At 72.9% G+C, this 22,812-nt stretch carries 19 protein-coding genes and 3 pseudogenes; 10 read left to right on the plus strand and 12 right to left on the minus strand.

The window, feature by feature from the left end; all coding sequences use genetic code 11:
* Nucleotides 1-66: 66 nt before the first annotated feature.
* Nucleotides 67-1,789 (plus strand): annotated as a pseudogene (locus tag OO68_RS42525) (hypothetical protein); the annotation flags it as partial.
* 74 nt (nt 1,790-1,863) lie between these two features.
* Here the strand turns inward: OO68_RS42525 and OO68_RS47210 are convergent.
* The 3 genes and pseudogenes from OO68_RS47210 to OO68_RS30945 all read right to left on the minus strand — a co-directional run.
* Nucleotides 1,864-2,304: pseudogene (locus OO68_RS47210) on the minus strand (cutinase family protein); the annotation flags it as partial.
* Nucleotides 2,293-3,132 (minus strand): annotated as a pseudogene (locus tag OO68_RS30940) (AMP-binding protein); the annotation flags it as partial. The pseudogenes OO68_RS30940 and OO68_RS47210, both read right to left, overlap by 12 nt.
* Before the next feature lie 62 nt (nt 3,133-3,194).
* Complete coding sequence (locus OO68_RS30945) at nt 3,195-4,769, minus strand: acyl-CoA carboxylase subunit beta (protein ID WP_209442635.1); 1,575 nt, start codon at nt 4,767-4,769, stop codon at nt 3,195-3,197.
* A gap of 255 nt (nt 4,770-5,024) precedes the next feature.
* Here OO68_RS30945 and OO68_RS30950 point away from each other — a divergent pair, with 255 nt between their 5' ends.
* From OO68_RS30950 to OO68_RS30960, 3 genes are all read left to right on the plus strand, one after another.
* On the plus strand, nt 5,025-5,882 hold the full coding sequence (locus tag OO68_RS30950) for an aldo/keto reductase (protein ID WP_033312489.1): 858 nt from the start codon (nt 5,025-5,027) through the stop codon (nt 5,880-5,882).
* Between the two features lie 107 nt (nt 5,883-5,989).
* Nucleotides 5,990-7,759 (plus strand): ABC transporter ATP-binding protein, encoded by a 1,770-nt coding sequence (locus tag OO68_RS30955; RefSeq protein WP_033312490.1) that lies wholly within the window; start codon nt 5,990-5,992, stop codon nt 7,757-7,759.
* Between the two features lie 111 nt (nt 7,760-7,870).
* Nucleotides 7,871-8,122 carry a DUF5133 domain-containing protein gene (locus OO68_RS30960; RefSeq protein WP_033312491.1) on the plus strand — a complete coding sequence of 84 codons (252 nt, stop codon included), beginning with the start codon at nt 7,871-7,873 and terminating at the stop codon, nt 8,120-8,122.
* A gap of 49 nt (nt 8,123-8,171) precedes the next feature.
* Here the strand turns inward: OO68_RS30960 and OO68_RS30965 are convergent, their stop codons facing one another.
* The gene (locus OO68_RS30965; protein WP_033312529.1) at nt 8,172-9,143 is read right to left on the minus strand and encodes a GlxA family transcriptional regulator; all 972 of its coding nucleotides are present in this window, start codon (nt 9,141-9,143) and stop codon (nt 8,172-8,174) included.
* Nucleotides 9,144-9,327: 184 nt separating this feature from the next.
* Here OO68_RS30965 and OO68_RS30970 point away from each other — a divergent pair, with 184 nt between their 5' ends.
* Together OO68_RS30970 and OO68_RS30975 are read left to right on the plus strand one after the other, a co-directional pair.
* Nucleotides 9,328-9,777 carry a DUF2269 family protein gene (locus OO68_RS30970; RefSeq protein WP_033312492.1) on the plus strand — a complete coding sequence of 150 codons (450 nt, stop codon included), beginning with the start codon at nt 9,328-9,330 and terminating at the stop codon, nt 9,775-9,777.
* Nucleotides 9,778-9,917: 140 nt separating this feature from the next.
* Entirely contained in the window at nt 9,918-10,121 is a 204-nt protein-coding gene (locus OO68_RS30975) for a hypothetical protein (RefSeq protein WP_033312493.1), read from the plus strand.
* 43 nt (nt 10,122-10,164) lie between these two features.
* Here the strand turns inward: OO68_RS30975 and tgmB are convergent, their stop codons facing one another.
* The 3 genes from tgmB to OO68_RS30990 all read right to left on the minus strand — a co-directional run bounded on the left by tgmB (nt 10,165) and on the right by OO68_RS30990 (nt 11,798).
* The gene (tgmB, locus tag OO68_RS30980; protein WP_033312494.1) at nt 10,165-11,148 is read right to left on the minus strand and encodes an ATP-grasp ribosomal peptide maturase; all 984 of its coding nucleotides are present in this window, start codon (nt 11,146-11,148) and stop codon (nt 10,165-10,167) included.
* Between the two features lie 16 nt (nt 11,149-11,164).
* On the minus strand, nt 11,165-11,356 hold the full coding sequence (gene tgmA / locus OO68_RS30985) for a putative ATP-grasp-modified RiPP (protein WP_033312495.1): 192 nt from the start codon (nt 11,354-11,356) through the stop codon (nt 11,165-11,167).
* 118 nt (nt 11,357-11,474) lie between these two features.
* A complete protein-coding gene (locus OO68_RS30990) occupies nt 11,475-11,798 on the minus strand; it encodes a YkvA family protein (RefSeq protein WP_033312496.1) in 324 nt (107 codons plus the stop codon).
* Between the two features lie 256 nt (nt 11,799-12,054).
* Between OO68_RS30990 and OO68_RS44500 the strand changes: the two genes are divergently transcribed.
* A complete protein-coding gene (locus OO68_RS44500; RefSeq protein ID WP_078625556.1) occupies nt 12,055-13,758 on the plus strand; it encodes a hypothetical protein in 1,704 nt (567 codons plus the stop codon).
* 32 nt (nt 13,759-13,790) lie between these two features.
* On the opposite strand, the gene OO68_RS31000 is transcribed toward OO68_RS44500, so the two are convergent.
* The 4 genes from OO68_RS31000 to OO68_RS31015 all read right to left on the minus strand — a co-directional run bounded on the left by OO68_RS31000 (nt 13,791) and on the right by OO68_RS31015 (nt 18,681).
* Entirely contained in the window at nt 13,791-15,890 is a 2,100-nt protein-coding gene (locus tag OO68_RS31000; protein ID WP_033312497.1) for a xanthine dehydrogenase family protein molybdopterin-binding subunit, read from the minus strand.
* Nucleotides 15,887-16,891, minus strand: a complete 1,005-nt coding sequence (locus tag OO68_RS31005; protein ID WP_033312498.1) for an FAD binding domain-containing protein — start codon at nt 16,889-16,891, stop codon at nt 15,887-15,889. Before OO68_RS31005 ends, OO68_RS31000 begins: the two co-directional genes overlap by 4 nt.
* The gene (locus OO68_RS31010) at nt 16,888-17,424 is read right to left on the minus strand and encodes a (2Fe-2S)-binding protein (RefSeq protein WP_033312499.1); all 537 of its coding nucleotides are present in this window, start codon (nt 17,422-17,424) and stop codon (nt 16,888-16,890) included. Before OO68_RS31010 ends, OO68_RS31005 begins: the two co-directional genes overlap by 4 nt.
* Nucleotides 17,425-17,535: 111 nt before the next feature.
* Nucleotides 17,536-18,681 carry a hypothetical protein gene (locus tag OO68_RS31015; protein ID WP_051814869.1) on the minus strand — a complete coding sequence of 382 codons (1,146 nt, stop codon included), beginning with the start codon at nt 18,679-18,681 and terminating at the stop codon, nt 17,536-17,538.
* Between the two features lie 548 nt (nt 18,682-19,229).
* Between OO68_RS31015 and OO68_RS31020 the strand changes: the two genes are divergently transcribed.
* Nucleotides 19,230-19,661 (plus strand): ATP-binding protein, encoded by a 432-nt coding sequence (locus tag OO68_RS31020; RefSeq protein WP_033312500.1) that lies wholly within the window; start codon nt 19,230-19,232, stop codon nt 19,659-19,661.
* A 12-nt stretch (nt 19,662-19,673) separates the two neighbouring features.
* Entirely contained in the window at nt 19,674-20,036 is a 363-nt protein-coding gene (locus OO68_RS31025) for a hypothetical protein (protein ID WP_051814870.1), read from the plus strand.
* Nucleotides 20,037-20,082: 46 nt separating this feature from the next.
* Here OO68_RS31025 and ppk2 read toward each other — a convergent pair whose 3' ends face one another.
* Complete coding sequence (gene ppk2 / locus OO68_RS31030; RefSeq protein WP_209442636.1) at nt 20,083-21,039, minus strand: polyphosphate kinase 2; 957 nt, start codon at nt 21,037-21,039, stop codon at nt 20,083-20,085.
* Nucleotides 21,040-21,268: 229 nt separating this feature from the next.
* On the opposite strand from ppk2, the gene OO68_RS31035 reads away from it, so the two are divergent.
* Nucleotides 21,269-22,801 carry a glycoside hydrolase family 43 protein gene (locus OO68_RS31035; protein ID WP_245237229.1) on the plus strand — a complete coding sequence of 511 codons (1,533 nt, stop codon included), beginning with the start codon at nt 21,269-21,271 and terminating at the stop codon, nt 22,799-22,801.
* Nucleotides 22,802-22,812: the final 11 nt, after the last annotated feature.

The raw sequence follows: 22,812 nt of genomic DNA on the forward strand, positions 1-22,812 counted from the left end.
AGCTGAGTTCTCATCAGCACTCCCTGAGAGCGGCCGCACCAGCACCCTAGCGTCCGTGGCATGGACATGAACCGTACGCACAGAGGGAAGTGGCGCGGTGCCGTGCTGGCGGTGCTGCTGAGCGCCGGAACGCTCACGGCCGCCGCCCCGGGCGCTCACGCCGACGGGGCGCGCACCGAGACGCCGGTGAGGTCGACGTCGCCGGTGACCGGAGTGACGGAGACGATGGTGCGGGTGAAGGTGCCGCTGCCGGAATCGGCGGGGCCCCGCCCGGCCCCCTGCGACTGGCTGTCGTACCTGCGCTACCGCTCCGCCGCCGGGGCCGGCCGCGTCGGCCGACGCCGTCCGGATCCTCATCGCCCAGCCCGGGATCCTGGAAGGCGCCGGGGCGTTCGACAGCGTCGCCCGCAACACCGTCACGCGCGCCGCCGAGCAGGGGCATCACATCGAGTTCTGGGCGCTGGACCGGCGCTCCAACTGCCTGGAGGACCGCACCGGCATCGCCTCCGGCGACCAGCACACCGCGGTCGACTACTACTACTACTACTACCGCGGCAAGCAGGTCGCCGGCCGCACCTTCGCCGGCTACACCGGCAACGCGCAGCTGGGCTGGATGGCGAAGCTCGGGATCGAGCAGACCGTACGCGACCAGTACGACCTGCTGACCGCCGAGTTGCCCTCCCCGGCGCAGCGCAAGCAGAAGGTGCTGTGCGGCGGGCACTCGCTGGGCGGTGTGATCACCGGGTACTTCGCCGCGGCCGACTTCGACGGCAACCGCGCCACGACGCAGGACGCCGGCTACAACCAGTGCGCCGGCTACCTCGCCCTCGACACGACCGTCTCCACCTCCCTGGCGGACCTCAGCGGCAGCATCCCGGGCGACACCAACCTGCCCGACATCGGCCTGGGTTACGGCGTCGTGCAGGCCGGGCTGGACAGCGGGGTGCTGCCGCGCACCCTGTCCGCGCCGGTGCTGCTCAACCCCGAGACCATGACCCTGCTCGGCATCGCCGGACTCGGTGCCCTCGACGACCTGGAGGGCGAGGCCGACCTGCCCCGCTACCTGCCCTCCAACCTCAACATCGAGGCCACCAACCGTTTCCTGTTCGCCAAGGACACCGCCGCCTTCCTCAGCGGCAAGCCCTCGGTGAGGGACTTCCGGCTCACCAACGGGGCCGTGCTCGGGGCCCTGCTGGACGACAACTCCGTGCCGCTGGCGTTCCTGCAGACCAGCGTGGGCTTCTTCGACGGCGGACCGATCGCCGACAAGAGCTTCCCCGTCGCCAACGGCGGTGATGAGCAGGCCGGCCCGTACGGTACGGCGTACAAGGCCATCCCCGACCGGCCGCGGGGCCCGCTCTACACCTGGCGCACCTACGACCGCGTCGGCGACCCGGACGACCCCGGCTACCGCTCTGCCGACGGCACCCCGTTCACCCGCGCCGGCGAAGAAGTCACCGACATACGGCAGTTGGCCCGCAGTCTGGCCGAGCAGCCGTTGGACTTCACCGAGCAGTACTTCCCCACGAAGCTGGTCACGGACATCCAGCTGGCCACGTCCCCGCAGGTGAAGAAGCTCGTCGTGCACCCCGAGGGGCTCAAGGCCAACCCGGTGCTCACCGTGCTCGCCGGGGAGGGCCTGCTGGCCGGCCGGGTCCCGGCCGAGCTGCACCCCGTGGTCGCCGACGGCTACCAGCACCTCGACGTCCTGACCGCCGCGCCGGTGCAGAAGAACGGCCGGCCGGAGCCCGTCTCCACCGCCCTCGCCGACTTCGCACGGTCACCACGTCAGCCCTGGACCGGACGCACGCACGCCCGGGGCCCGGGAGGTTCTCCTCCCGGGCCCCTTCGTGTGACGCGGGCTCAGAGCCTGCCGGCGGCGAACGTGGCCGCCTCCTCCGCGTCGTCCCGGTAGCTCAGGTGCGCGCCGACGTCACCGCCGCCGTTCTCGCAGACGGGGTCGCCCTGGGCGCAGAGGTCGAGCGTGCGGCTCTGGTACGTGCCGGTGACGCTCTTGCCGAGCGCCCGGATCGGGTTGCCGAACAGCAGCACCGCGGCGACCTTCGGCTCCACCGCCGCCGGCAGCGTGGCCACGATGGGACTGCCGACGACCGCCCCGGCGCTGCTGATGCCGATCGAGTTGTCGACGACGTTCGCGCCCTGCGAATAGCCGACGAGAACGAACTTCTGCCCTGGACAGGCGGCGGCCTGGCTCTTCACATGGTTCACCAGATCCAGATTTCCCCGGGCCGCGGACGTGGGGGAGAGGCCGGCGGGGTAGTTCACCTTGTAGCTCGAAAAGCTATAGTCGTAGGCGAAGTTGGGGGCGGCGCTCACGGCGTCGGGATGCGCGGCGAGCAGCCGCAGCCAGCGCACCGGCTCGTGCAGGAACGCCGCCGGGTCCATCAGCACCGACAGCGCCCCGCGTGCCACCGGGGCCGCGACGCTGAGCACCAGTCCCATGTCGTGGTAGAGCGGCAGCCAGCCCACACTGGTCATCGGGCGCGTGTGGAGGCCGTAGGCGGACAGGGCCTGGAGGGCGTTGGCGACGACATTGCCGTGGCTGATCTCCACACCCGCCGGGGCGCGGGTCGAACCGGACGTGTACTGGAGGTAGGCGGTCGTCCCGGGGTCCGGGGCGACCGGCTCGCGGCCCCGGCCCTCGTCGTCGGGCACCTCGTCCGCGACGACGATCCGCGGCCCGCCGGTCCCGAGGAAGTCCCGCACCTCGTCCCGCGTCCGGCTCGTGGTCACCACCACCGACGGACGCGCGTCGGCCAGGACGCCCGCGAGCCGGTCGGCGTGCCCGGACAGGCCCGGGGTGTACAGGGGCACGGCGACCAGCCCGGCGGCCAGGGCCGCGAGGAAGGCGGTCACGTACTCCGTGCCCTGCGGGCACAGCAGCGCGACCCGGTCCCCGGGGTCCGTCTCGTCCGCGAGGCGTGCGGCGAGCGCCCGCACCCGCACGTCCAGACGGCGCCAGGTCAGGGTGCGGTGGACGCCCCGCGAGTGCTGTGCCGGGTGCTCGACGAAGGTGAACGCCCGGCGATCGGGGGTGGTCTCGGCCCAGTGCCGTACGTACTCCGGCAGGGTGGGGCACGCGGGCACGAGCGGGGGGCGGCCGCTGTCCATCAGGCGGGGCTCCTCACGGCGCGGATCGGCCTGGGGGTCACGAAGGCAGGGGGAGGGGATGGTCAGAGGGGGATGTTGCCGTGCCGGCGTTCCGGCATCGGGGCGCGTTTGCCGCGCAGTGCGCGCAGGGCGCGGCAGACCTGCTCTCGTGTCTCGCGCGGCGCGATGACGGCGTCGACACAGCCGCGCTCGGCGGCGAGATACGGGGTGCCGTGGATGCGCTCGTACGCGGCGAGGAGGTCGGCGCGCAGGGCCTCCGGGTCGTCGGACGCGGCGAGTTCGCGCCGGTGCAGGACGCCCACGGCCCCCTCGGCGCCCATGACGGCGATCCGGGCGGTGGGCCAGGCGAGGTTGACGTCCGCGCCGAGGTGCTTGGAGCCCATCACCGCGTATCCGCCGCCGTACGCCTTGCGCACCACGACCGTGACCTTGGGGACGGTGGCCTCGGCGTAGGCGTACAGCAGTTTCGCGCCCCGCCGGATGATCCCGGCCTGCTCCTGCCGTACCCCGGACAGATAACCGGGCACGTCGGCGAAGGTCAGCAGCGGGATGCCGAACGCGTCGCAGAACCGCACGAACCGCGCGGCCTTCTCGGACGCGTCGATGTCGAGGACCCCGGCGGCGTGCAGCGGCTGGTTGGCGACGACGCCCACCGAACGGCCCTCGATCCGGGCCAGGGCGCAGATGATGTTCGGCGCGAACAGCTCCTGCACCGGCAGCAGTTCACCGTCATCGACGACCGCGCGCAGGATCTCCCGCATGTCGTAGGCCTCGCCGAGCCGGTCCGGGACGACCGCGTCGAGCCCGGCACCGGGCGCGGCGCTCCCCGGGGCGTACTCCGGTGGCCGTTCCAGGTTGTTGGCCGGCAGGTAGGAGAGGAGGTCGCGCACGGTGTCGAGGGCGTCCTCCTCGTCGGCGGCCAGGAAGTGGGCATTGCCGTTGACGGTGTTGCTGGTGCGGGCGCCGCCCAGCTCCTCGGCGGTGGTGCGCTCACCCGTGACCGTCTCGATGACGTCGGGACCGGTGACGAACATGTGCGAGGCGCCGTCCACCATCACCGTGAAGTCGGTGATCGCCGGCGAGTACGCCGCACCGCCCGCGCACGGGCCGAGGACGACCGAGATCTGCGGGATCACCCCGGACGCCTTGACGTTGCGCCGGACCAGCTCGGCGTAGAGGGCGAGCGCGGCGACACCCTCCTGGATGCGGGCCCCGCCGGAGTCGTTCAGGCCGATCACCGGGCAGCCCGTCTTCAGGGCCAGCTCCATCAGGGCGACGGTCTTCTCGCCGAAGGCCTCGCCCATGCTGCCGCCGAACACGGTGGAGTCCTGCGCGAACACGCAGACCGGGCGCCCGTCGACCGTGCCGTACCCGGTGACCACGCCGTCGCCGTACGGGCGCCGGGGGTCGTGCCCCGCGGGCCGGGCCCGGACGAACAGACCGGTCTCGGTGAAGGAGTCCTTGTCCACGAGCCGCTCGATCCGCTCCCGGGCCGAGAACTCCCCGCGTCTGCGCGGCCCGCCCGGGGCCACCGCCCGCTCCCGGCGGTGCTCCAGGCCGGCGACGCGCTCCGCGGTGCCCCCGGGCGCGTGCGGCGCCGTCTCCCCCGGACCGGATGCTGTCACCTCTGTGCTCACAACCACCTCCGAAGTGGCTCTCGAATATGGCAGCGAGGCGGGGGAGTGCCGGGCGGATCGCCGTTCTGTTTGGGGGAGTTGAGTCTTCCGGCGCCGGCTTTCATCCAGGTGTGACAAGGGTGCTTCGGGGGGCCGGGGCCGCGATTCAGCGGCCCGGGTGCTGAATGCGTTCTCCTTCTTCTATTGGACCCCCGGCCGCGCGGCGTCCAGGCTGGAGTGCACCATCGCCCGACAGCCGGAAGAGGTCACGAACCCATGCACAGCCGCCGCATCGGTGACGTCGAGGTCAGCGCGATCGGCCTGGGCGCGATGCCCATGTCCATCGAAGGACGACCGGACGAGGAACGCTCCCTCGCCACCATCCACGCCGCGCTCGACGCCGGTGTGACCCTGATCGACACCGCGGACGCCTACCACCGCGACGCCGACGAGGTCGGTCACAACGAAACCCTGATCGCCAAGGCCCTCGCCTCCCACGGCCGCGGTGGTGACGTCCTGGTCGCCACCAAGGGCGGCCACCTGCGCCCCGGCGACGGCAGCTGGACGCTCGACGGCAGCCCCCGCCACCTCAAGGCGGCCTGCGAGGAGTCCCTGCGCCGGCTGGGCGTCGAGGCCATCGGCCTCTACCAGTTCCACCGCCCCGACCCGCGCGTCCCCTACGCCGAGTCCGTCGGCGCGATCCGGGACCTGCTCGACGAGGGCAAGATCCGCATGGCCGGCATCTCCAACGCGAACCCGGAGCAGATCCGGCAGGCCCAGGAGATCCTCGGCGGGCGCCTGGTCTCCGTGCAGAACCAGTTCTCGCCGACCTTCCGCTCCAGCGAGCCGGAACTGCGCCTGTGCGACGAACTCGGCATCGCGTTCCTGCCCTGGAGTCCCCTCGGCGGGATTTCGAAGGCCGGTGAACTGGGTTCGGGCCACGCCCCCTTCGCCCGGATCGCCGAGGCACGCGGCGTGAGCCCGCAGCGCGTGTGCCTGGCCTGGATGCTCGCCAAGTCGCCGGTGGTCGTCCCGATCCCCGGTGCGAGCCGGCCCGAGACCATCCGCGACTCGCTCGCCGCCGGCGACCTGACCCTGACCGCCGAGGAGCTGGCGGAGCTGGACGCCGCCTGACCAGCCCAGGAGACCCGGGGACGGCCGCGTGCCGTCCCCGGGTCTCCTGCTGCCGACGAGCACGTACGCGCACCACACGCACCGGCAACCGGGGAGGACCACCGCCGATGGCATCGTCGTGGGAAAGACCGCTCGACCACTGCTACCGGGGCGAGCACCCGATCCGCACCCTCGCCTACCTCTTCCGCGCGGACCGGCGGCGGCTGCTCGCGGCCGCGGCCGTCTTCACCGTCAAGCACAGCCCCATCTGGCTGCTGCCGCTGATCACCGCGTCCATCATCGACACCGTCGTCCAGCACCAGCCGATCAGCCGCCTGTGGGCCAGCACCGGCCTCATCCTGTTCATCCTGCTGATCAACTACCCGCTGCACGTGCTGTACGTCCGCCTCCTCTACGGCAGCGTCCGCCGCATGGGGACCGCCCTGCGCTCGGACCTGTGCACCCGCATGCAGCAGCTGTCCATCGGCTACCACTCCCGCGTCAGCGCCGGTGTCCTCCAGGCCAAGGTCGTGCGCGACGTGGAGACGGTCGAGCAGATGGTCCAGCAGACCGCCGAGATCGGACTGGGCGCGACCACCGTACTCATCGGCGGACTGGTCATCATCGCCGTCCGCACCCCCGAGTTCCTCCCCGTCTTCCTGGTCGTCGTGCCCGCCGCGGCGCTCCTCATCGCCCGGCTGCGGGCGCGCCTGCGCACGCACAACGAGCACTTCCGCCACGAGGTGGAGACGCTGTCGTCCCGCGTGACGGAGATGACCCGGCTCATCCCGGTCACCCGTGCCCACGGCCTGGAGGGCAAAGCGCTGCGCCGCATGAACGGCACCCTGGACCGGCTGCTCCACTCCGGACTCCGCCTCGACCTGGTCAACGGCCGGTTCGGCTCGCTGGCCTGGGTGGTGCTCAACGTCGTCGGCGTCCTGGTCCTGGCCGGCGCGGCCCTGCTCTCCTACCACGGCGTCTGGGGCGTCACCGCCGGAGACGTCGTGATGCTCAGCGCCTTCCTGACCACCCTCACCAACTCCACGACAACGTTGGCAGGGCTCGCCCCGGTCATCACCAAGGGTCTGGAGTCCGTCCGCTCGGTGGGCGAGGTCCTCCAGGTCCCGGAACTGGAGGACAACGAAGGCAAGTCCGAGCTCACGGCCCTGCGCGGGGCCGTCACCTTCGAGCAGGTCGACCACGTCTACGAGACCGGCGGGCGCCCGGCGGTACGGGACTTCACCCTCGACGTCGCCGCGGGCGAGACCGTCGCCCTCGTCGGCGCGTCCGGCGCCGGCAAGTCCACCGTCCTGAACCTCGTCATCGGCTTCATCCGCCCCACCTCGGGACGGCTGCTGCTCGACGGCACCGACATGAACACCCTCGACCTGCGCACCTACCGCCGCTTCCTGTCGGTGGTGCCGCAGGAGTCGGTCCTCTTCGACGGCACGATCCGCGAGAACGTCGCCTACGGCATGGACGACGCTGACGAGGAGACGGTCCGGGCGGCCCTGCGCGACGCCAACGCCCTGGAGTTCGTCGACCGCCTGCCACGGGGCCTCGACACCCTGGTCGGCGAGCACGGCGCCCGGCTGTCCGGCGGGCAGCGGCAGCGCCTCGCCATCGCCCGGGCCCTGATCCGCGACCCCCGGGTGCTGGTCCTGGACGAGGCGACCTCGGCGCTCGACACCCGTTCGGAGGCCCTCGTCCAGCAGGCGCTGGCCCGGCTGCTGCACGGGCGCACCACGTTCGTCGTCGCGCACCGGCTGTCCACCGTCCAGGGCGCCGACCGGATCGTGGTGATGGGCGACGGCCGCATCGAGGAGATCGGCACGCACGAGGAGCTGCTGCGCAAGGGCGGGGCATACACCGCTCTGCACAGGGGCCAGCTCACCTAATACCGGTCGCAACCGATCAGTTCTCGTCAAATCCGCTACAGGTGAGAAAATCGTGTGAATGTTTCCGCGTGGTTCGGGCATACGCAGCGAAAACACAGAGAGGGGCGCTACGTGCTTGTACCGGACCGGAAGATCGTCAGGGAGTTGCTGACGCGCTACGCGTCGCTGAGGATCGCTCAGTCGGAGAGGCACGTGCCGAAGGCGGCACGCGAGCTGGAGGACGTCAGCTACACGCTGTGCGTGATGATGGGGACGTCCGACATCAGTGACGCCATCGCCAAGGCGGATGTCCTGCTGCTCACCGAGGGCCGGCAGCACGCCGCCGACGCGGACGGGGAGAACGGCCTGACGCTGGTCGGCTGACCGCTGACGAAAGGCCCGGCGCGGACCGGGCGGCACGCCTCGGCGGCTCCTAGGAAGGGGCCGCCGAGGCGTTCGTGCGCCCGTGGAACGCCGTGCGGTAGGCGTACGGCGTGGTGCCCACCACCTTGCGGAACCGCTCCCGGAACGCGGTCGGCGAGCCGAAGCCCGCCTGGCGTGCGATCCGCTCGACGGGGTGGTCGGAGTTCTCCAGCAGGTACTGGGCGCGCCGCACCCGCGCCCGCAGCAGCCACTGCAGCGGTGTGGTGCCGGTCTGCTCGCGGAAGCGGCGGCTGAAGGTCCGCTCGCTCATCCCCGCCCGCGCCGCCAGCATGCCCAGCGTCACCTCGTGCGCGAGATGGTCCTCGATCCACTCCAGCACCGGTTCGAGCGCGGACCCCCGGGGCACGGGCGGATGCTCGTGCACGATGAACTGGGCCTGTCCGCCCTCCCGTTCCAGCGGCATGACCGACATGCGGGCGATGTTCGCGGCGACGGCCGACCCCAGATCCCGCCGGATCATGTGCAGGCACAGGTCCAGCGCGGCGGCCGCACCGGCCGAGGTGAGGATCTGCCCGTTGTCGACGTACAGCACGTCCGGCTCCACCTCGACCCGCGGGAAGCGCCGGGCCAGTTCCCCGGCGGCCACCCAGTGCGTGGTGGCGCGCAGCCCGTCCAGCAGCCCGGCCTCCGCCAGCACGAAGGCTCCCACGCACACCGACGCGATCCGGGTCCCCGCCTCGGCCGCCTCCCGCAGGGCCGCCAGCACCCGGGCGGACGGCGGCGCCGCGTCGGGGGAGCAGCCGGGCACGATGACGGTGTCCGCCTCCGCCAGCGCCTCAAGACCCCGCTCGATCCGCAGGGTGAAGCCGCCGTCCGCGCGCACCTCGGGCGTCTCGGCGCACAGCCGGACCCGGTAGGCCGGCCGCCCGTCCGGCAGGTGGGTCCAGGCGAACGTCTGCTGGGGAGCCGCCATGTCGAAGGGCACGACTCCGTCGAGGACCAGGATCGCCACCGAGTGCATGACCGTCACCCTAGGCGGCTTCCCGCCGGTCCTGTGACGTGGGGTTCGCGGCAGCTCCGCAAGCGCAAGCGCAGGTCGGACGAGTTGGCGAGAATCCGTTGGAAGCTGTCGTTCCAGCCCGTGGGGGATCACCCGGAGGCGTCCTAGCGTGGGCGCGTCGACCGCATTCACGGAAAGAGCCCCGGTGACCAAGATCCTGCTGTCCCTCCATGTCCTGGCCGCCATCGTCGCCGTCGGTCCCGTGACCGTCGCGGCCAGCATGTTCCCGCCCGCCGTGCGGCAGGCGGCTCCCGCCGGTGCCGGAACGGCGGCGCTCCTGCACCGCATCTGCCGCGTCTACGCCAAGGTCGGACTCACGGTCCCCCTCCTCGGGTTCGCCACCGCGGCCGCGATGGGTGTCCTCGGCAGCGGATGGCTCGTCACCTCCATCGCCCTCACCGCCGCGGCCGCCGGAATCCTGATCGCCTTCGTCCTGCCCCGCCAGGAGGAACTCCTCGGCCAACTGAGGGACGAACAGGGCGTCGACCGGCGGAGCACCGCCCGACTGGCCATGTTCACCGGTGTGTTCAACCTGCTGTGGGCCACGGTCACCGTCCTGATGATCGTCCGGCCGGGGTCCACCACGGGAGCCTGAAAAAGTCCCGCGATCGCCTGTCACGGATGTCCGGTCTGCGTCAAGTCATCCCAAGGAATTCACACTCCGGGACACCGTGCCGCCTACACTCGCAGTCTCGCCCCCGCACGGGGCCGACGAGCAGAAAGGCACGTTGACGGGTGTTCCAGGATTCCCCCATCTACGACCGACTCATCGCGGAGCGCGGTGACGTACCCGCACAGGTGCGCCGCGAGGCCGAACGGGTGAGCAGGGAACTGGAGCTGGTCATGCGGCCCTCACAGTCCCTCGGCTACGACCGTCCGCACTCCCCGGGAGCCGGCTGGCAGCGCTCCGGCATGCTCCCCGGCCCGCGACCGCAGTGATCCGGGCTGCGGGCCCGGGCCCGGTCTGCGCCGGGCCCGGTGCTCAACGCAGCGTCGTGTTCGCTCCGTTGACGTGCAACGGCTGGACCGGAACGGGCCGGGCCAGCCACTCGGCGATGGTCCGGGCGATCGGCTGAGCCGTCTCCACCTCGACGAACCCGAACTGCCCCGACTGGTTGCACTCCAGGAACCACCAGGTCCCGTCGGAGTCCTCCACGAAGTCGAAAGCCCCGTAGGCCAGTTCCGCCTCACGCAGATAGGACAGGACCCCCGGCGCGATGCAGGACGGCACATCGACGGGACGCCACGGCGAGCCGGGCGCGGCGAACCGCACGTCCACCTCGTCCGGGTCCGCGTCCTCGGCGGCCGCCTTGCGGGCAGCCAGCATCCGCTCACCCACGACGGTGAGCCGGATGTCGGCCCGCTTGGTGATCCGCCGCTGCAGCAGCGTCGGCCCGAACGCGACGGCGGAGAAGTCCGTCTCCGGCGCGACCCGGCTGGTCGGCACCGCCCGGGGCGGGTCCTGCGGATGCGCGCCCGACACCGGTTTGACCACCAGCTCCGGGTAACGCTCGGCGAACTCGCGGGCGGCGCGCGGGAAGGTTGTGATCAGCGTCGCGGGCACCGGCAGGCCGCATCTCTGGGCCAGGCGCAGCTGCCACGGCTTGTGCCGGGCCCGGCGCGCCGCGTCGGGATGGTTCATCCAGCGCGCGTCCGAGCCTCGCAGCATGCCGTAGAGCGCCTGCGCGGCCTCCTCGGTCAGCCATGCGGACGGCTGGGCCGCCCGCGCGGCCGGGACGCCGGGCCGGCGTACCCACACGGACCGGAGCCCCCCGATGCTCACCAGCCGCCCCCCGGCGGACAGATGGCCGCGGAACCGGCCGTGCACGAATTCCCCCGACAACGCGACACCACCGGTCAGGTCCGCGGGATCGACCCGGACCACCGGAACCCCCGTCGCGTTGAGATGCACGACGACCATGTCCGCGGTGACGTCCTCCTCACAGGTGAGGATCAGTACGGTCATCTTCGGCGGCCCGTGGTCAGTCGTCGAAATGCGTCTTGGAGCCGGCGGTGGACGTCGTGGTGCCGAACTCTCTCAACAGGGCGAAGTCGGAGGCCGCGACCCGTCCGTCACGGAGCACGTTCAACTGCAGTCCGGCGTCGTACACGTACGGAATGGCAGCTTCCAACTCCACTGCCGGGCGCGCGTAGTTGAGCGCGAACGGTTGCATCGTCTCTCCCTCGTCGGTACTGCGCCGAGCAGGCGGTGCCCCGGGGCGTGGCCGCCCGGTCCGCCGGCCTGTTTCGGCTTCCAGAGACTTATACGAATCGAACGGGTGGTTGGTTTCCTTACTTTCCGTAGTTATTTGCCGGTTGCCGGTCCGGCCGGGGTGCCGTACTGCGCTCCCGTTCGCCGAGGGAGCCGCGGACAGTGCGCAGAGCGAGCAGCAGGACACCGATGTCGTCCAGGTACACCGGATCGGGCACCAGGTCGGTGGGCAGCACCAGATAGAGCACCGCGCCCCAGAAGACCCAGCGCGGGCCCGTGGGGAGCCCCGCGCGCTTCAACTCGCGCCGGGTCCGTACCAGCCGCACGAGGACGACGACGGCGAAGACGAGGACGACGGCCGCGAGAGCCGCGGCCAGAACGATCACCTTTGTGGTCGTATCCACGGGTTGCCCTCCTCCTGGCATGCCGTGACACGGGACCTCCCGAAGACCCCCTATGTGGATTCCCGTTTCCGGCGGCTGTATTGCGGCCGGGGCCCGACATGTCGGCGAGTCGGCGGATTTTCCCGTGCGGTGGTCATCCCGGCGGCTCACCCGAGTGGCACGGGGTGACGGTGGCCCCTAGTAATGGTCTGCGTAACGTCGCTCGTCACACGACGGGGGGCGCAGGAGCGGCCGCACTCTTCCCACGGAGGCGAGTATGACCACCTGCTCTTCATCACCCCGCTCGAACGAACCTGCCATACCCAACGAGCCGAACGGGTCCGCCCAGCCGTCCGCCGAGACGACCGTCGCCACCGGCACGCACCAGGTGGAGCAGACGAGCGCGCAGCCCGCCGCCGGCCCGTACGACACCTACCGGACGGGGTACCCGCAGCCCGCCGCCGCATCCCACCAGGCCGGCCCGGCGGCCGCCGAGCCCGTCGCCCTCGGCTCCCACCCGGCGGCCGGGGCGGGAACACGGCAGCCGGCCCCCGAGCCGGACCGGACCGCCGCCCCGCCCGTCGTCCCTGGCCCGGACGAGACGGACCCGTCGGCCGCCCGGTCCCCGGACGTCGGCCAGGACCGGGCGCCCGCGCCGCCCGCCGTCCCCGTGGCGGGTGACGCGGACCCGGCCGCCGTCCCCGTCCCGGACCGGCCCGCGGCGCCGCCCCCGCCGCCCGCCGACGACTGGCGGGACCCCGCGGAGGCGCGGCCTGCTCCGCCCGTGACGGACCGGACGGAGCCGGAGGAGCACGTCCCGCCCGTCCAGGCGGACACCGCCGGCCCGGACGAGACCGGTCCCCCCGCCGGGCCGGGTGACGGCGTGGGCGACACCGACCAGCCGGCGCGGCCGTTCGTCATCCGGTCGCTCGACGACAACCCGGTGGAGCTCCGGCCCGGCACAGGACCGGCCTCCGGCGCGCCGTACGGCGACGCCGTCAGCGACCTGGTGCACGCGGCCGTGGCCGACCGGCCGCTGGAGGAGGTCGTCGACCTCATCGTCTCGCTGGAGGAGTCGCCCGACCACACGCAGGCCAGGGTCGACGCGCTCCGCACCGCCGGGGTGAGCCGGTCCGTGGAGGACGTGTCCCGGCTGATCGCCTTGCTGACGAAGCGCCCGCGCGAAGCCGACTGCGCCGACGAGGCGATCCGGGCCGCGGCCGCCCACCGGCCGGTGGAGGAGGTGACCCGGCTGGTGACCCTGCTGCACAAGGAGCCGCAGGAGCCCCACGTCCGCGAGGAGGCACTCCGAGCGGCCGCCACCGGCCGTTCCGTCGGGGAACTGGTCGAGCTGATCGACCGCCTGGGCCTGGAACGGCTGGACCGCAACGGCCGCCGCCCGAACGGGACGTCGCGCCCCGAGGGGCAGACCGGTGAGCCCGGGGCGCCCCGCAGCCCGGGCAAGCGCCGCACGGCACGCCCCGACACGGACCGCGAGACGCACCGCCCCGTGGACGACGCACCGCCGGACCGGGAGCGTGCCGCGGACCGGTTGGCCCGGTCCGTGTCCTGGTCGGGCTGGCTCGCCGCCCTGGCCCTCGCGGTGTGCGCGGTGGTCCACTTCCCGCTGCAACGCGGCGACGCGTCCCTGCGGCTGCACGCGTTCGCCCTCGGCCTGTCGGTGCTGTGCACGGTGCTGGCCCTGCTGCTGGCGCTGCGCCCGGTGGCGCTGGTGATGGCCGGGGCGGTCCTGGTGCCCACGGTGCTGGCCGGCGCCCAGGCGTACGGGAGTTCCTTCCCGTCGGCGTCCCTGTCCCGGGCCGTCGACCTGGCGCTCGCCCCGCCGTGGCTGGCCGCCTCGGTCGCCGGATGCGCGGCACTGCTGTCCCTCGTCGCGCTGGTCTTCCGGGTGCTGGCGCCCATCGCCGCCCGGCAGTGGGCCGCGGCGCCCGCGTCCGGGGCGGGCGGCATGACGGAGTGAGACCTCGGCCGGGCTCCGGCCGGCGGCCCTGTTCAGGTCCGTCGGTCGAGCAGCCCGGTCAGCACCCGGTCCGGAGTGAGCGGGAGTTCACGGAGTCGGACGCCCGTGGCGTGGTGCACCGCGTTGCCGATCGCCGCTGCCGTCCCGACGATGCCGATCTCCCCGATCCCCTTGCTGCCCATGGGGTTGAGACGGGAATCCTCCTCGTCCAGCCAGTGCGCTTCGATCCCGGCGACATCGGCGTGCACGGGCACGTGGTACGACGCCAGATCCGACTCGGTGAAGTCGCCGAACGCGGCGTCCATGGTGCTGCCCTCGGTCAGGGCCATGCCCAGCCCCATCGTCATGCCGCCGACGAACTGCGAGCGCGCCGTACGGGCGTTGAGGATGCGGCCGGCCGCGTACACCCCGAGGAGCCGGCCGACGCGGACCTCTCCGGTGACCGTGTCCACGGCGACCTCGGCGAAATGCGCCCCGAAGGCGTGCCGCGCGAAGTCGCTCTCGGCGTCCGCCGCTCCCGTCGTGTCGGCGCGGTGGTCGAGACCCTGCCCGGGCAGCGGCCCCGCGTGCCCGGCCAGCCGCCGGGCCAGTCCGGCACAGGCGTCGTGCACCGCCCAGCCCCAGGAAGCGGTCCCGGACGAGCCGCCGGCCAGCGGCGCCGACGGCAGCTCCGTGCTGCCGACCTCGATCCGCACCCGCTCCAGCGGCACCCCGAGGGCGTCGGCACCGACCTGCGCGAGCACCGTCCGGGCGCCCGTCCCGATGTCGGTGGCGTTGATCCGCACCAGGAACGAACCGTCCGGCAGGGCGCGCGCCGTCGCCGTGGAGGGCCCCACCATGACGGGATACGTCGCCGCCGCCACACCCGTCCCCAGCAGCAGGGGGCCTTCCCGGCGGACGCCCGGGCGGGGATCGCGCCCGGCCCAGCCGAAGCGCCGGGCGCCCTCGCGCAGACACTCGACGAGATGCCTGCTGCTGAACGGCCTGCCGCTGTCGGGCTCGACGTCCGGTTCGTTGCGGACGCGCAACTCGACCGGGTCCATGCCGAGTTCGGTGGCGAGTTCGTCCAGGGCGGACTCCAGCGCGTACATGCCCGGCGCCTCGCCCGGCGCCCTCATCCACGACGGGGACGGCACGTCCAGTGCGGCGACCCGGTGCACCGTACGGTTGTGGGGCGCGGCGTACATCACCCGTGCGGGCACCGCGGCCTGCTCCACGAACTCCTTGATGCGGGAGGTGTGCGTGGTGACCTCGTGCGTCAGGGACGCGAGACGCCCGTCCGCACCGGCCCCGAGCCGCAGCCGGTGCAGGGTCGGCGCGCGGTGCCCGACGACGGCGGGCAGGTAGCGGCGCGGCAGGGCGACCGTCACCGGCCGCCCCGTCTCGCGTGCCGCCATGGCCGCGAGCACGACGTCCGGGCGCGGCGTGCCCTTGGACCCGAAGCCGCCGCCGACGTGCTCGGCGGTGACGACGATCCGCTCCTCGGGCAGACCGAACAGCCCGGCGAGCACCGCCCGCACGGCACCGGTGCCCTGGCTGGAGGTGTGCACGCTGAGCCGGCCGTCCTCCCACCGTGCGGTGCTGGTGTGCGGCTCCATGGGGTGGTTGTGCAGCGGCGGCACCCGGTACGCGACGTCCACCCGGGCCGCCGAGGCATCGAACGCCCCATCGGGGTCGCCCTGTTCACGGACGGCCGGATGACCGCCGTTGGCCTCCTCGGGCACGTACACACCCGGATGCGAGCCCGTGAGGGTCACGTCGTGCTCTTCGGTGGCGTAGGCGACGCGGACGGCGGCGGCACCGGCGCGGGCCGCCTCCAGGGTCTCGGCCACCACCAGGGCCACGAACCAGCCGCGGTGCGGAACGCGCGCGTCCTGCAGCAGGGCGAGCGTGGGATCGTCCGGCTCCGCGAGCCGCGGTGCGTTCTCGTGGGTGAGGACGGCGAGGACTCCGGGCACGGCCAGGGCGGCCGCCGTGTCGACAGCGGTCACCCGGCCCCGGGCCACCCCCGCCGGGACGGGCCATGCCTGGGCCCGGCCGGGGGAGGGGAACTCGCCGGCGTAGCGGGCGGTGCCGCTGACCTTCTCGCGTCCCTCCCGGCGCTCGGCGGGGGCGCCCACACTGCCGGTCATGAGGCCCTCCCGGTGAACGCGGTGTCCGTGAGCCGGGACAGCACGTCCACGGCGAGGTTGCGGGCGAGCGGGACCTTGTAGGCGTTGTCCCGCAGCGGCTGCGCGGCGGCCAGCTCGAGATCGACGGCGTGCTCGAACGCGGCCCGGGTGGGAGCCGCGCCCAGCAGCGCCTCCTCCGCCCGCTGTGCGCGCCAGGGCCGGTGCGCCAGCGCCCCGAAGGCGAGCCCCGCGTGCCCGACCACACCGTCCTCCAGGCGCAGCACGACCGCGACGGACGCGAGGGCGAAGGCGTACGAGGCCCGGTCGCGGGCCTTGCGGTACGCCGACGGCAGCCCGGCCGTGGCAGCCGGGAGGACCACGCCGGTGACCAGTTCGCCGGGACGGATCTCGGTGTCCTGCTCGGGCCGGTCCCCGGGCAGCCGGTGGAAGTCCGCCGCCGCGACACTCCGGGCCCCCTCGGGTCCGGCCAGTTCGACCCGACCGCCGAGAGCGGAGAGTGCCACGGCCATGTCCGACGGATGGGTGGCGATGCAGTGCGCGGAGTGCCCGAGCACCGCGTGGTCGCGGTGGACGCCGTCCCGCGCTCCGCAGCCGCTGCCCGGCTCGCGTTTGTTGCACGGCTTCGACACGTCCTGGAAGTACGGGCACCGGGTGCGCTGGAGCAGGTTGCCGCCGGTCGTCGCCGCGTTGCGCAACTGCCCGGAGGCACCGGCGAGCACCGCCTGCGACAGCGCCGGATACCGGTCGCGGACCAGAGGGTGGGCGGCGAGGTCGCTGTTGCGGACCATCGCCCCGACGCGCAGCGCGCCGCCGGGCAGTTCCTCGACCGTGTCCAGGGGGAGCCGGGTGACGTCGATCAGCGCGGCCGGGGCTTCGACGCCGAGCTTCATCAGGTCGACGAGGTTGGTGCCGCCCCCGAGGTAACGCGCTCCGGTGTGGGAGGCGTACGCGGAGGTCGCCTCCTCGACGCTGCCGGCGCGGACGTAGGCGAACTCCCTCACGGGATCACGTCCTCGACGGCCTCGGCGATCCGCGGATACGCGCCGCACCGGCACAGGTTGCCGCTCAGCCGTTCCCGGATCTCCTCCCGGTCCAGCGGCACCGGCTCGCCCGAGGGCGCCGCCGGGTCGGTGACGTGCGAGGGGTGACCGGCCGCCGCCTCGGCGAGCACACCGGCCGCGGAGCAGATCTGGCCAGGGGTGCAGTAGCCGCACTGGAACGCGTCGCGTTCCAGGAAGGCCCGTTGCAGGGGATGCGGTTCCTCCCCGCCGCCGTCGCCGGAGAGGCCCTCGACGGTGGTGACCTCGCAGCCGTCGAGGGCGACCGCGAACAGCAGACAGCTGTTGACGCGCCGCCCGTCGACCAGGACCGTGCAGGCTCCGCACTGGCCGTGGTCACAGCCCTTCTTGGCGCCCGTGAGGTCGAGATCCTCCCGCAGGAGGTCCAGCAGGACCCGGCGGTGGTCGACGGTGAGTGTGTGGGGTTTGCCGTTGACGCGGAGTGTGGTCTGCGAGCGGTGCTGGAGGTTGCCCATGTCGTGGAGGACCTTCCCGGGCGGGCCGTGATGCCGTACGGACCGCGTATCCAGGAGGGCGCGACTGACACGTGCGCCCCACGAGGAGGATGCTTCTCCTGCCCCGCGCCCCTACTGCTCCGACGTCACGCGCTGGGCGGTGGTCCCTTCTTCGGTGGGCGCGGTCGCGGGACGCTTGACCTTGAAGCGTTCGAACGTGCGTGTGAGCTGCTGGAGCGGGGAGACGGCCGGCGGATCGGCCGGCCGGGGTCTGGCGGGAGCGGTCTCGGCGGACTCCTGGTAGGCCGCCAGGGCCTCGTGGGCGCTTTCGGCCGCCTCCCGGTACAGGTCACGGGACTTCGTCATGGCCTCCAGCGCCTCGGCGTACATGGCCACCAGACCGCGCTGGCGCTCCAGCTCCTCCTGGAGCGTCAGCAGGTGCCAGTTCTCGCGCAGCGCGGTGAGGGCGTCCTCGGCGCCGTCGGGCAGGGGCCTGGGGAGCGCGGCGAACCGTGTCACCGCGTCGACGAGGTCGGCCGGCTCCGAACCGTCGAGGAACACCGCGCGCACGGAGAAGTCCTGGGCCTCGTAGCCCTCCGGCGCGGGGACGCCCGGCAGCACCACCGCACCGCCGCGCGGCACCTGTACGCCGGAGTCCCGCAGCGCCCAGTTCAGGCCGCGCAGCTGCTGCGGGGCGGCGTGATGCTCCACCACACGGTGCCGCAGGCCCGGCGGCAGCCACTGCGCGAGCGGCCTGCGCCCGCGGTCGTCGGTGCTCATCGCCTCGTGGACGACGACGTGGATGTGCCATCCGCCGCGCACCGCGTTCCTCAGCAGGCGGCGGATCTCCTTGTCGTCCTTCGGCAGCTGGTTGATCTCACCCGGGACCAGGCGCGTGGCGGCGTCCTCGTCCCATGCGGTGTCCGGCTCCTGCGGCCAGAACAGGCCGGTGGGGGAGGGCCACGCGTGGTCCCACGGCTGCTCGGCCTCGGCGACCAGCATCCACTCCTGCCCGGCGCCTTCGCCCGCGCCGGGTTTCAGGCTCAGCCGGGCGCGCACGGTCACGTCGTCGCCGACCCGCCAGCGGGCCTCGAAGACCCGCTCCGCCGGCCCGGTCTCGTCTTCGGGCAACTCCAGAAAGTCGTCGATGGCCTGACTGTCCTTGCGCTGTTGCAGCGAGCGCCGGAGAACGTCTTCCGCGTCACCCGGGGCGTGGCGGCCGCGGGCCGGCCACACCGTGGCGGGGGTCATGGAGCGGACGGTGAGGGAGGTCTGCATGGGTCCATCTGTGAGCGGGGGTACGTGCGTCTGCCAGTATCGTCGCCGCAGGCCGCCGGGTGCTACCCGGGGTCGCACCCGGGTCCGGGCGCCGGTGGGGTACGTGTCCACGAGCCTTCACCTCCCGGGCCGGCCGCGGCGTGTGCCGTCGTGCCCACCGCCTACCCGTGCCGGCCCGGGCCATGTGACGCGAGGGCGGCCGGGTGGGGCGACCGTCCGGCGCGATGGGGCACCGCGCAGCGCGGTCCGGCCCCGGGCAGCGCGATCCGGCACCCGGCGGCGCTCCGGAGTGGTGCCGGGTGCACGGGATGTGCGCCATGCGCGCGGGGTGTGCGCGCCGCGCGCGCACCGGGCGGCCTCACGCGTGGCCCGTCCGCCGCCCGGTCCCGACAATGGTGCGCACGAGCAGGGCCTGCCCACCATCCGCATCGGGGCGGGTCCTGCTCGGTCGGTTCAGCCGTGCGGTGCTCCTCAGGCCTGACCAGGCGGGGGCCGGGTACACGGCCCGTGCACGGGATGGTGTGGACGGAGGAGAGGGGACCGGGGGAGTGTCGGTGAAGGCTATGGGCTGGGCGCATTCGTTCCGGATGTCCGAAGGCGTACGCGCAGGACGGGAGTGGACACGCAGGCGTCTTGAATCCCTGCCCTGGGCCGCTGCCGAGCCGGACACGGTGGACGCCATCGTGCTGGCGGTGTCGGAACTGATCACCAACGCGCACATCCACGCGCACAGCGACGCGCACCTCGTTCTGACGTGGGACGGCGACTGCCTTCATGTCAGCGTCCACGACGAGGACCCGACGCTGCCGCGCCCGCGCGAGCCGGAGCCGGGCGAGGTCTCCGGCCGCGGGGTGGCGATCGTGCGCAAGCTCGCCGACGAGTGGGGGATGAGGTGCCAGCGGCACGGCAAGACGGTGACGGCATGCTTCCGTCCCGCCGACCCCGACCCCGACCCCGTTGCCGGTGAGCCCCGCTCCTGAAGGAGAAGCGTCGTGTACCTGGCACGAGGGTCGAGTGACGACCCCTTCCTCTGGCTCTGGGTCTTGGGCGCTGTCGCGCTGTACGCACTGATCAGCTACGCACTGGCGTACCGCGCCCGTGCCCGGCGCGGCTCCGCGCACCCGGCCCATGACGCCCTGCACGACCTCAAGGACCGGGAGGACCCCCAGCCGCCCGAGAACCGCTTCGTCAGCCGACTGATCATGCTGTCCGGAGCGGGGCTCACCGGCCTCGTCGCCTACCTGACCGGTGGCGCCGTGCGGGTCCTGACGGTCGCGCTCACCGCCGTGGCCGCGGTGAGCGTCTGGGCGTACTACGACCACCGCACGGAAACCCGCGCGGCAGCCCGGAGATGACACCGGCCCGGGCCCCCTCGCACCTGCGGCAGGGGGCCCGGGAGGGTCAGTCGTTCTCGGGGTGCGTGCCGGGCCCGTGGACGCCGGGGGACAGCGGCGTCGGCGACAGCGCCGTGTCCTCCTCGCCCGGTTCCAGCAGGGTGTCCGCGGCGCCGACGATGAGGGGATCGGGTGTGCCGACCGCCTGCCGGTCCTTGCTGGCGTAGTCCACGCGCGACAGCAGACTGCGCATGGTCTCCAGCCGGGCGCGCCGCTTGTCGTTGCTCTTGACGACGGTCCAGGGGGCGTGGGCGGTGTCGGTGGCCCGGAACATGTCCACCTTCGCCTCGGTGTAGTCGTCCCAGAGGTCCAGGGAGGCCAGATCGGTGGGGGAGAGCTTCCACTGGCGCACCGGGTCGACCTGCCGGATCGCGAAGCGCGTGCGCTGCTCGGAGCGCGACACGGAGAACCAGAACTTCACCAGCAGGACGCCGTCGTCCACCAGCATCCTTTCGAAGTCCGGGCACTGGCCGAGGAACCGCTCGTACTCGTCCTTGGAGCAGTAGCCCATCACCCGTTCCACGCCGGCCCGGTTGTACCAGGAGCGGTCGAAGAAGACGATCTCCCCGGCCGTCGGCAGATGCGCGATGTACCGCTGGAAGTACCACTGGCCCAGCTCGCGCTCGGTGGGCTTGTCCAGGGCGACCACGCGGGCGCCGCGCGGGTTGAGCCGTTCGGTGAGCCGCTGGATCGTGCCGCCCTTGCCCGCCGCGTCACGCCCCTCGCACACGACGACCACGCGGGCACCGGTGTCCTTGACCCACCGCTGGAGCTTGAGCAGCTCTATCTGCAGGATGCGCTTGGTCCGCTCGTACTCCTTGCGGCTCACCTTGCGGTCGTAGGGGTAGTTCTCCCGCCACGTCCGGATGGGGCGCCCGTCCCCGTCCAGGACGATCGGCTGCTCTCTTCTGCTGGCGTCGACGGTCAGCCCGTCCAGCAGCTTGTCCGCGTCTTCGGCGCTCATCACTCGACTCCCCGTTCGGCTCGCACCCGCAGGTCAACGGTCTCACGTGTGCCCCGCCTGGCCGGTCCCATGTGAGCTCGGGGCCGGACGCCGGTGCCGCGCCGTCGTGGACGGCGTAGCCTCCTACCGGTCGCCGTCCCGCTCGTACGCGTGACGACCCGACTGCGCTGACGCACGGCCCTTGAGGAAGACCAGTTTCCGGCGAAAGGACCCGATGAGGGTGTCGAGCATGCCCCGCACCAGCTCCCCCGTCACCAACCCCGTGATCCCCGGCTTCCATCCGGATCCGAGCATCTGCCGGGCCGGCGAGGACTACTACCTAGCGTGCTCCAGCTTCGAGTACTTCCCCGGCGTACCGATATTCCACAGCCGGGACCTGGTGCACTGGACCCAGATCGGCAACGCGCTCGACCGGCCGGGCCAGCTGCGCCTGCCGCCCGCCACACCCTCCTCCGGGGGCATTTACGCCCCGACCCTGCGCCACCACGACGGGCGCTTCTGGCTGATCGTCACGAACGTGAGCGGCGACGGGAACCTGCTGTTCACGACCACCGACCCGGCCGGGCCCTGGTCCGACCCGATCCCGCTGCCCGGCGTGCACGGCATCGACCCCGACCTCGCCTGGGACGACGACGGCACCTGCTGGTGCACCACCGCCGGAGTCGGGCAGATCCGCATCGATCCCCACACCGGGGAGACGTTCGGCGAACGGCAGCCCCTCTGGTCCGGGGCCCCCGGCGCCAAGGCACCCGAAGCACCGCACCTGTACCACATCGGCGACTACTGGTACCTGCTCATCGCCGAGGGCGGCACCGAGCGGTGCCACGGCGTCTCGATCGCCCGCGGCCGCACCCCGCAGGGCCCCTTCGAGCCCTGCCCCGCCAACCCGGTCCTCACCCACCGGGGCACCGACCACCCGATCCAGAACACCGGCCACGCCGACCTGGTGGAGGGACCGGACGGCTCCTGGTGGATGGTCCTGCTCGGCGTCCGGCCGCACGGCGGCACGCCCGGCTGGCATGTACTGGGCCGCGAGACCTTCCTGGTGCCGGTGACCTGGTCCGAGGACTGGCCGGTCGTCGGCGAGCTCTCCACCGTCCTGGCCCCGCCCCCCTGGCCGCTGCGGGAGCCCGCGGCCCCGCCGGTCCGCGACGACTTCGACTCCGGTGAACTCGCCCCGGCCTGGGTCTCGTTGCGCTCCCGGCCCGCGGAGAACTGCACCACGAAGGAACGGGCCGGCTGGCTGAGCCTCCGCGCGGCGGGCGGGTCGCTCGACGACCCCGAGGTCACCTTCGTGGGCCGCCGCCAGCAGCACGTGTCGTGCCGCGCGCGGGTTCTGGTGGACCCGGCGGAGGGACGCGGAGGCCTGGCCGTCCGTTTCGACGAGGAGCACCACTACGAGATCGAGGTGACGCCGGGCGAGGTGCGCGTCCTGACGCGCGTCGGCCCGTTCCGCTCGCAGGTGGCGTCCCGTGCGACGGGTGCCGGCCCGGTGGTGCTGAGGATCGAGACGGCGGTCACCGGCCAGGTCAGTGACGCGCGCCAGGGGCCGGACACCGTCTCCCTCGGCATCGAGGACCCGCAGGGCGCCTTCACCGCACTCGCCGCGCTCGACGGCCGGTACCTGTCCACCGAGGTCGCCGGCGGCTTCACCGGCCGCGTCATCGGCGTGTACGCCGCCGCGGGCACCGTCCACTTCGACTGGTTCGACTACGAGCCGGCCGGCCCCGACGAGCCGGACCGGACGGGCTCCGCGGACTGAGGACGGGCCCG

Origin of the sequence: Streptomyces iakyrus, from assembly GCF_000717055.1 — a bacterium.
Classification (GTDB): domain Bacteria; phylum Actinomycetota; class Actinomycetes; order Streptomycetales; family Streptomycetaceae; genus Streptomyces; species Streptomyces iakyrus.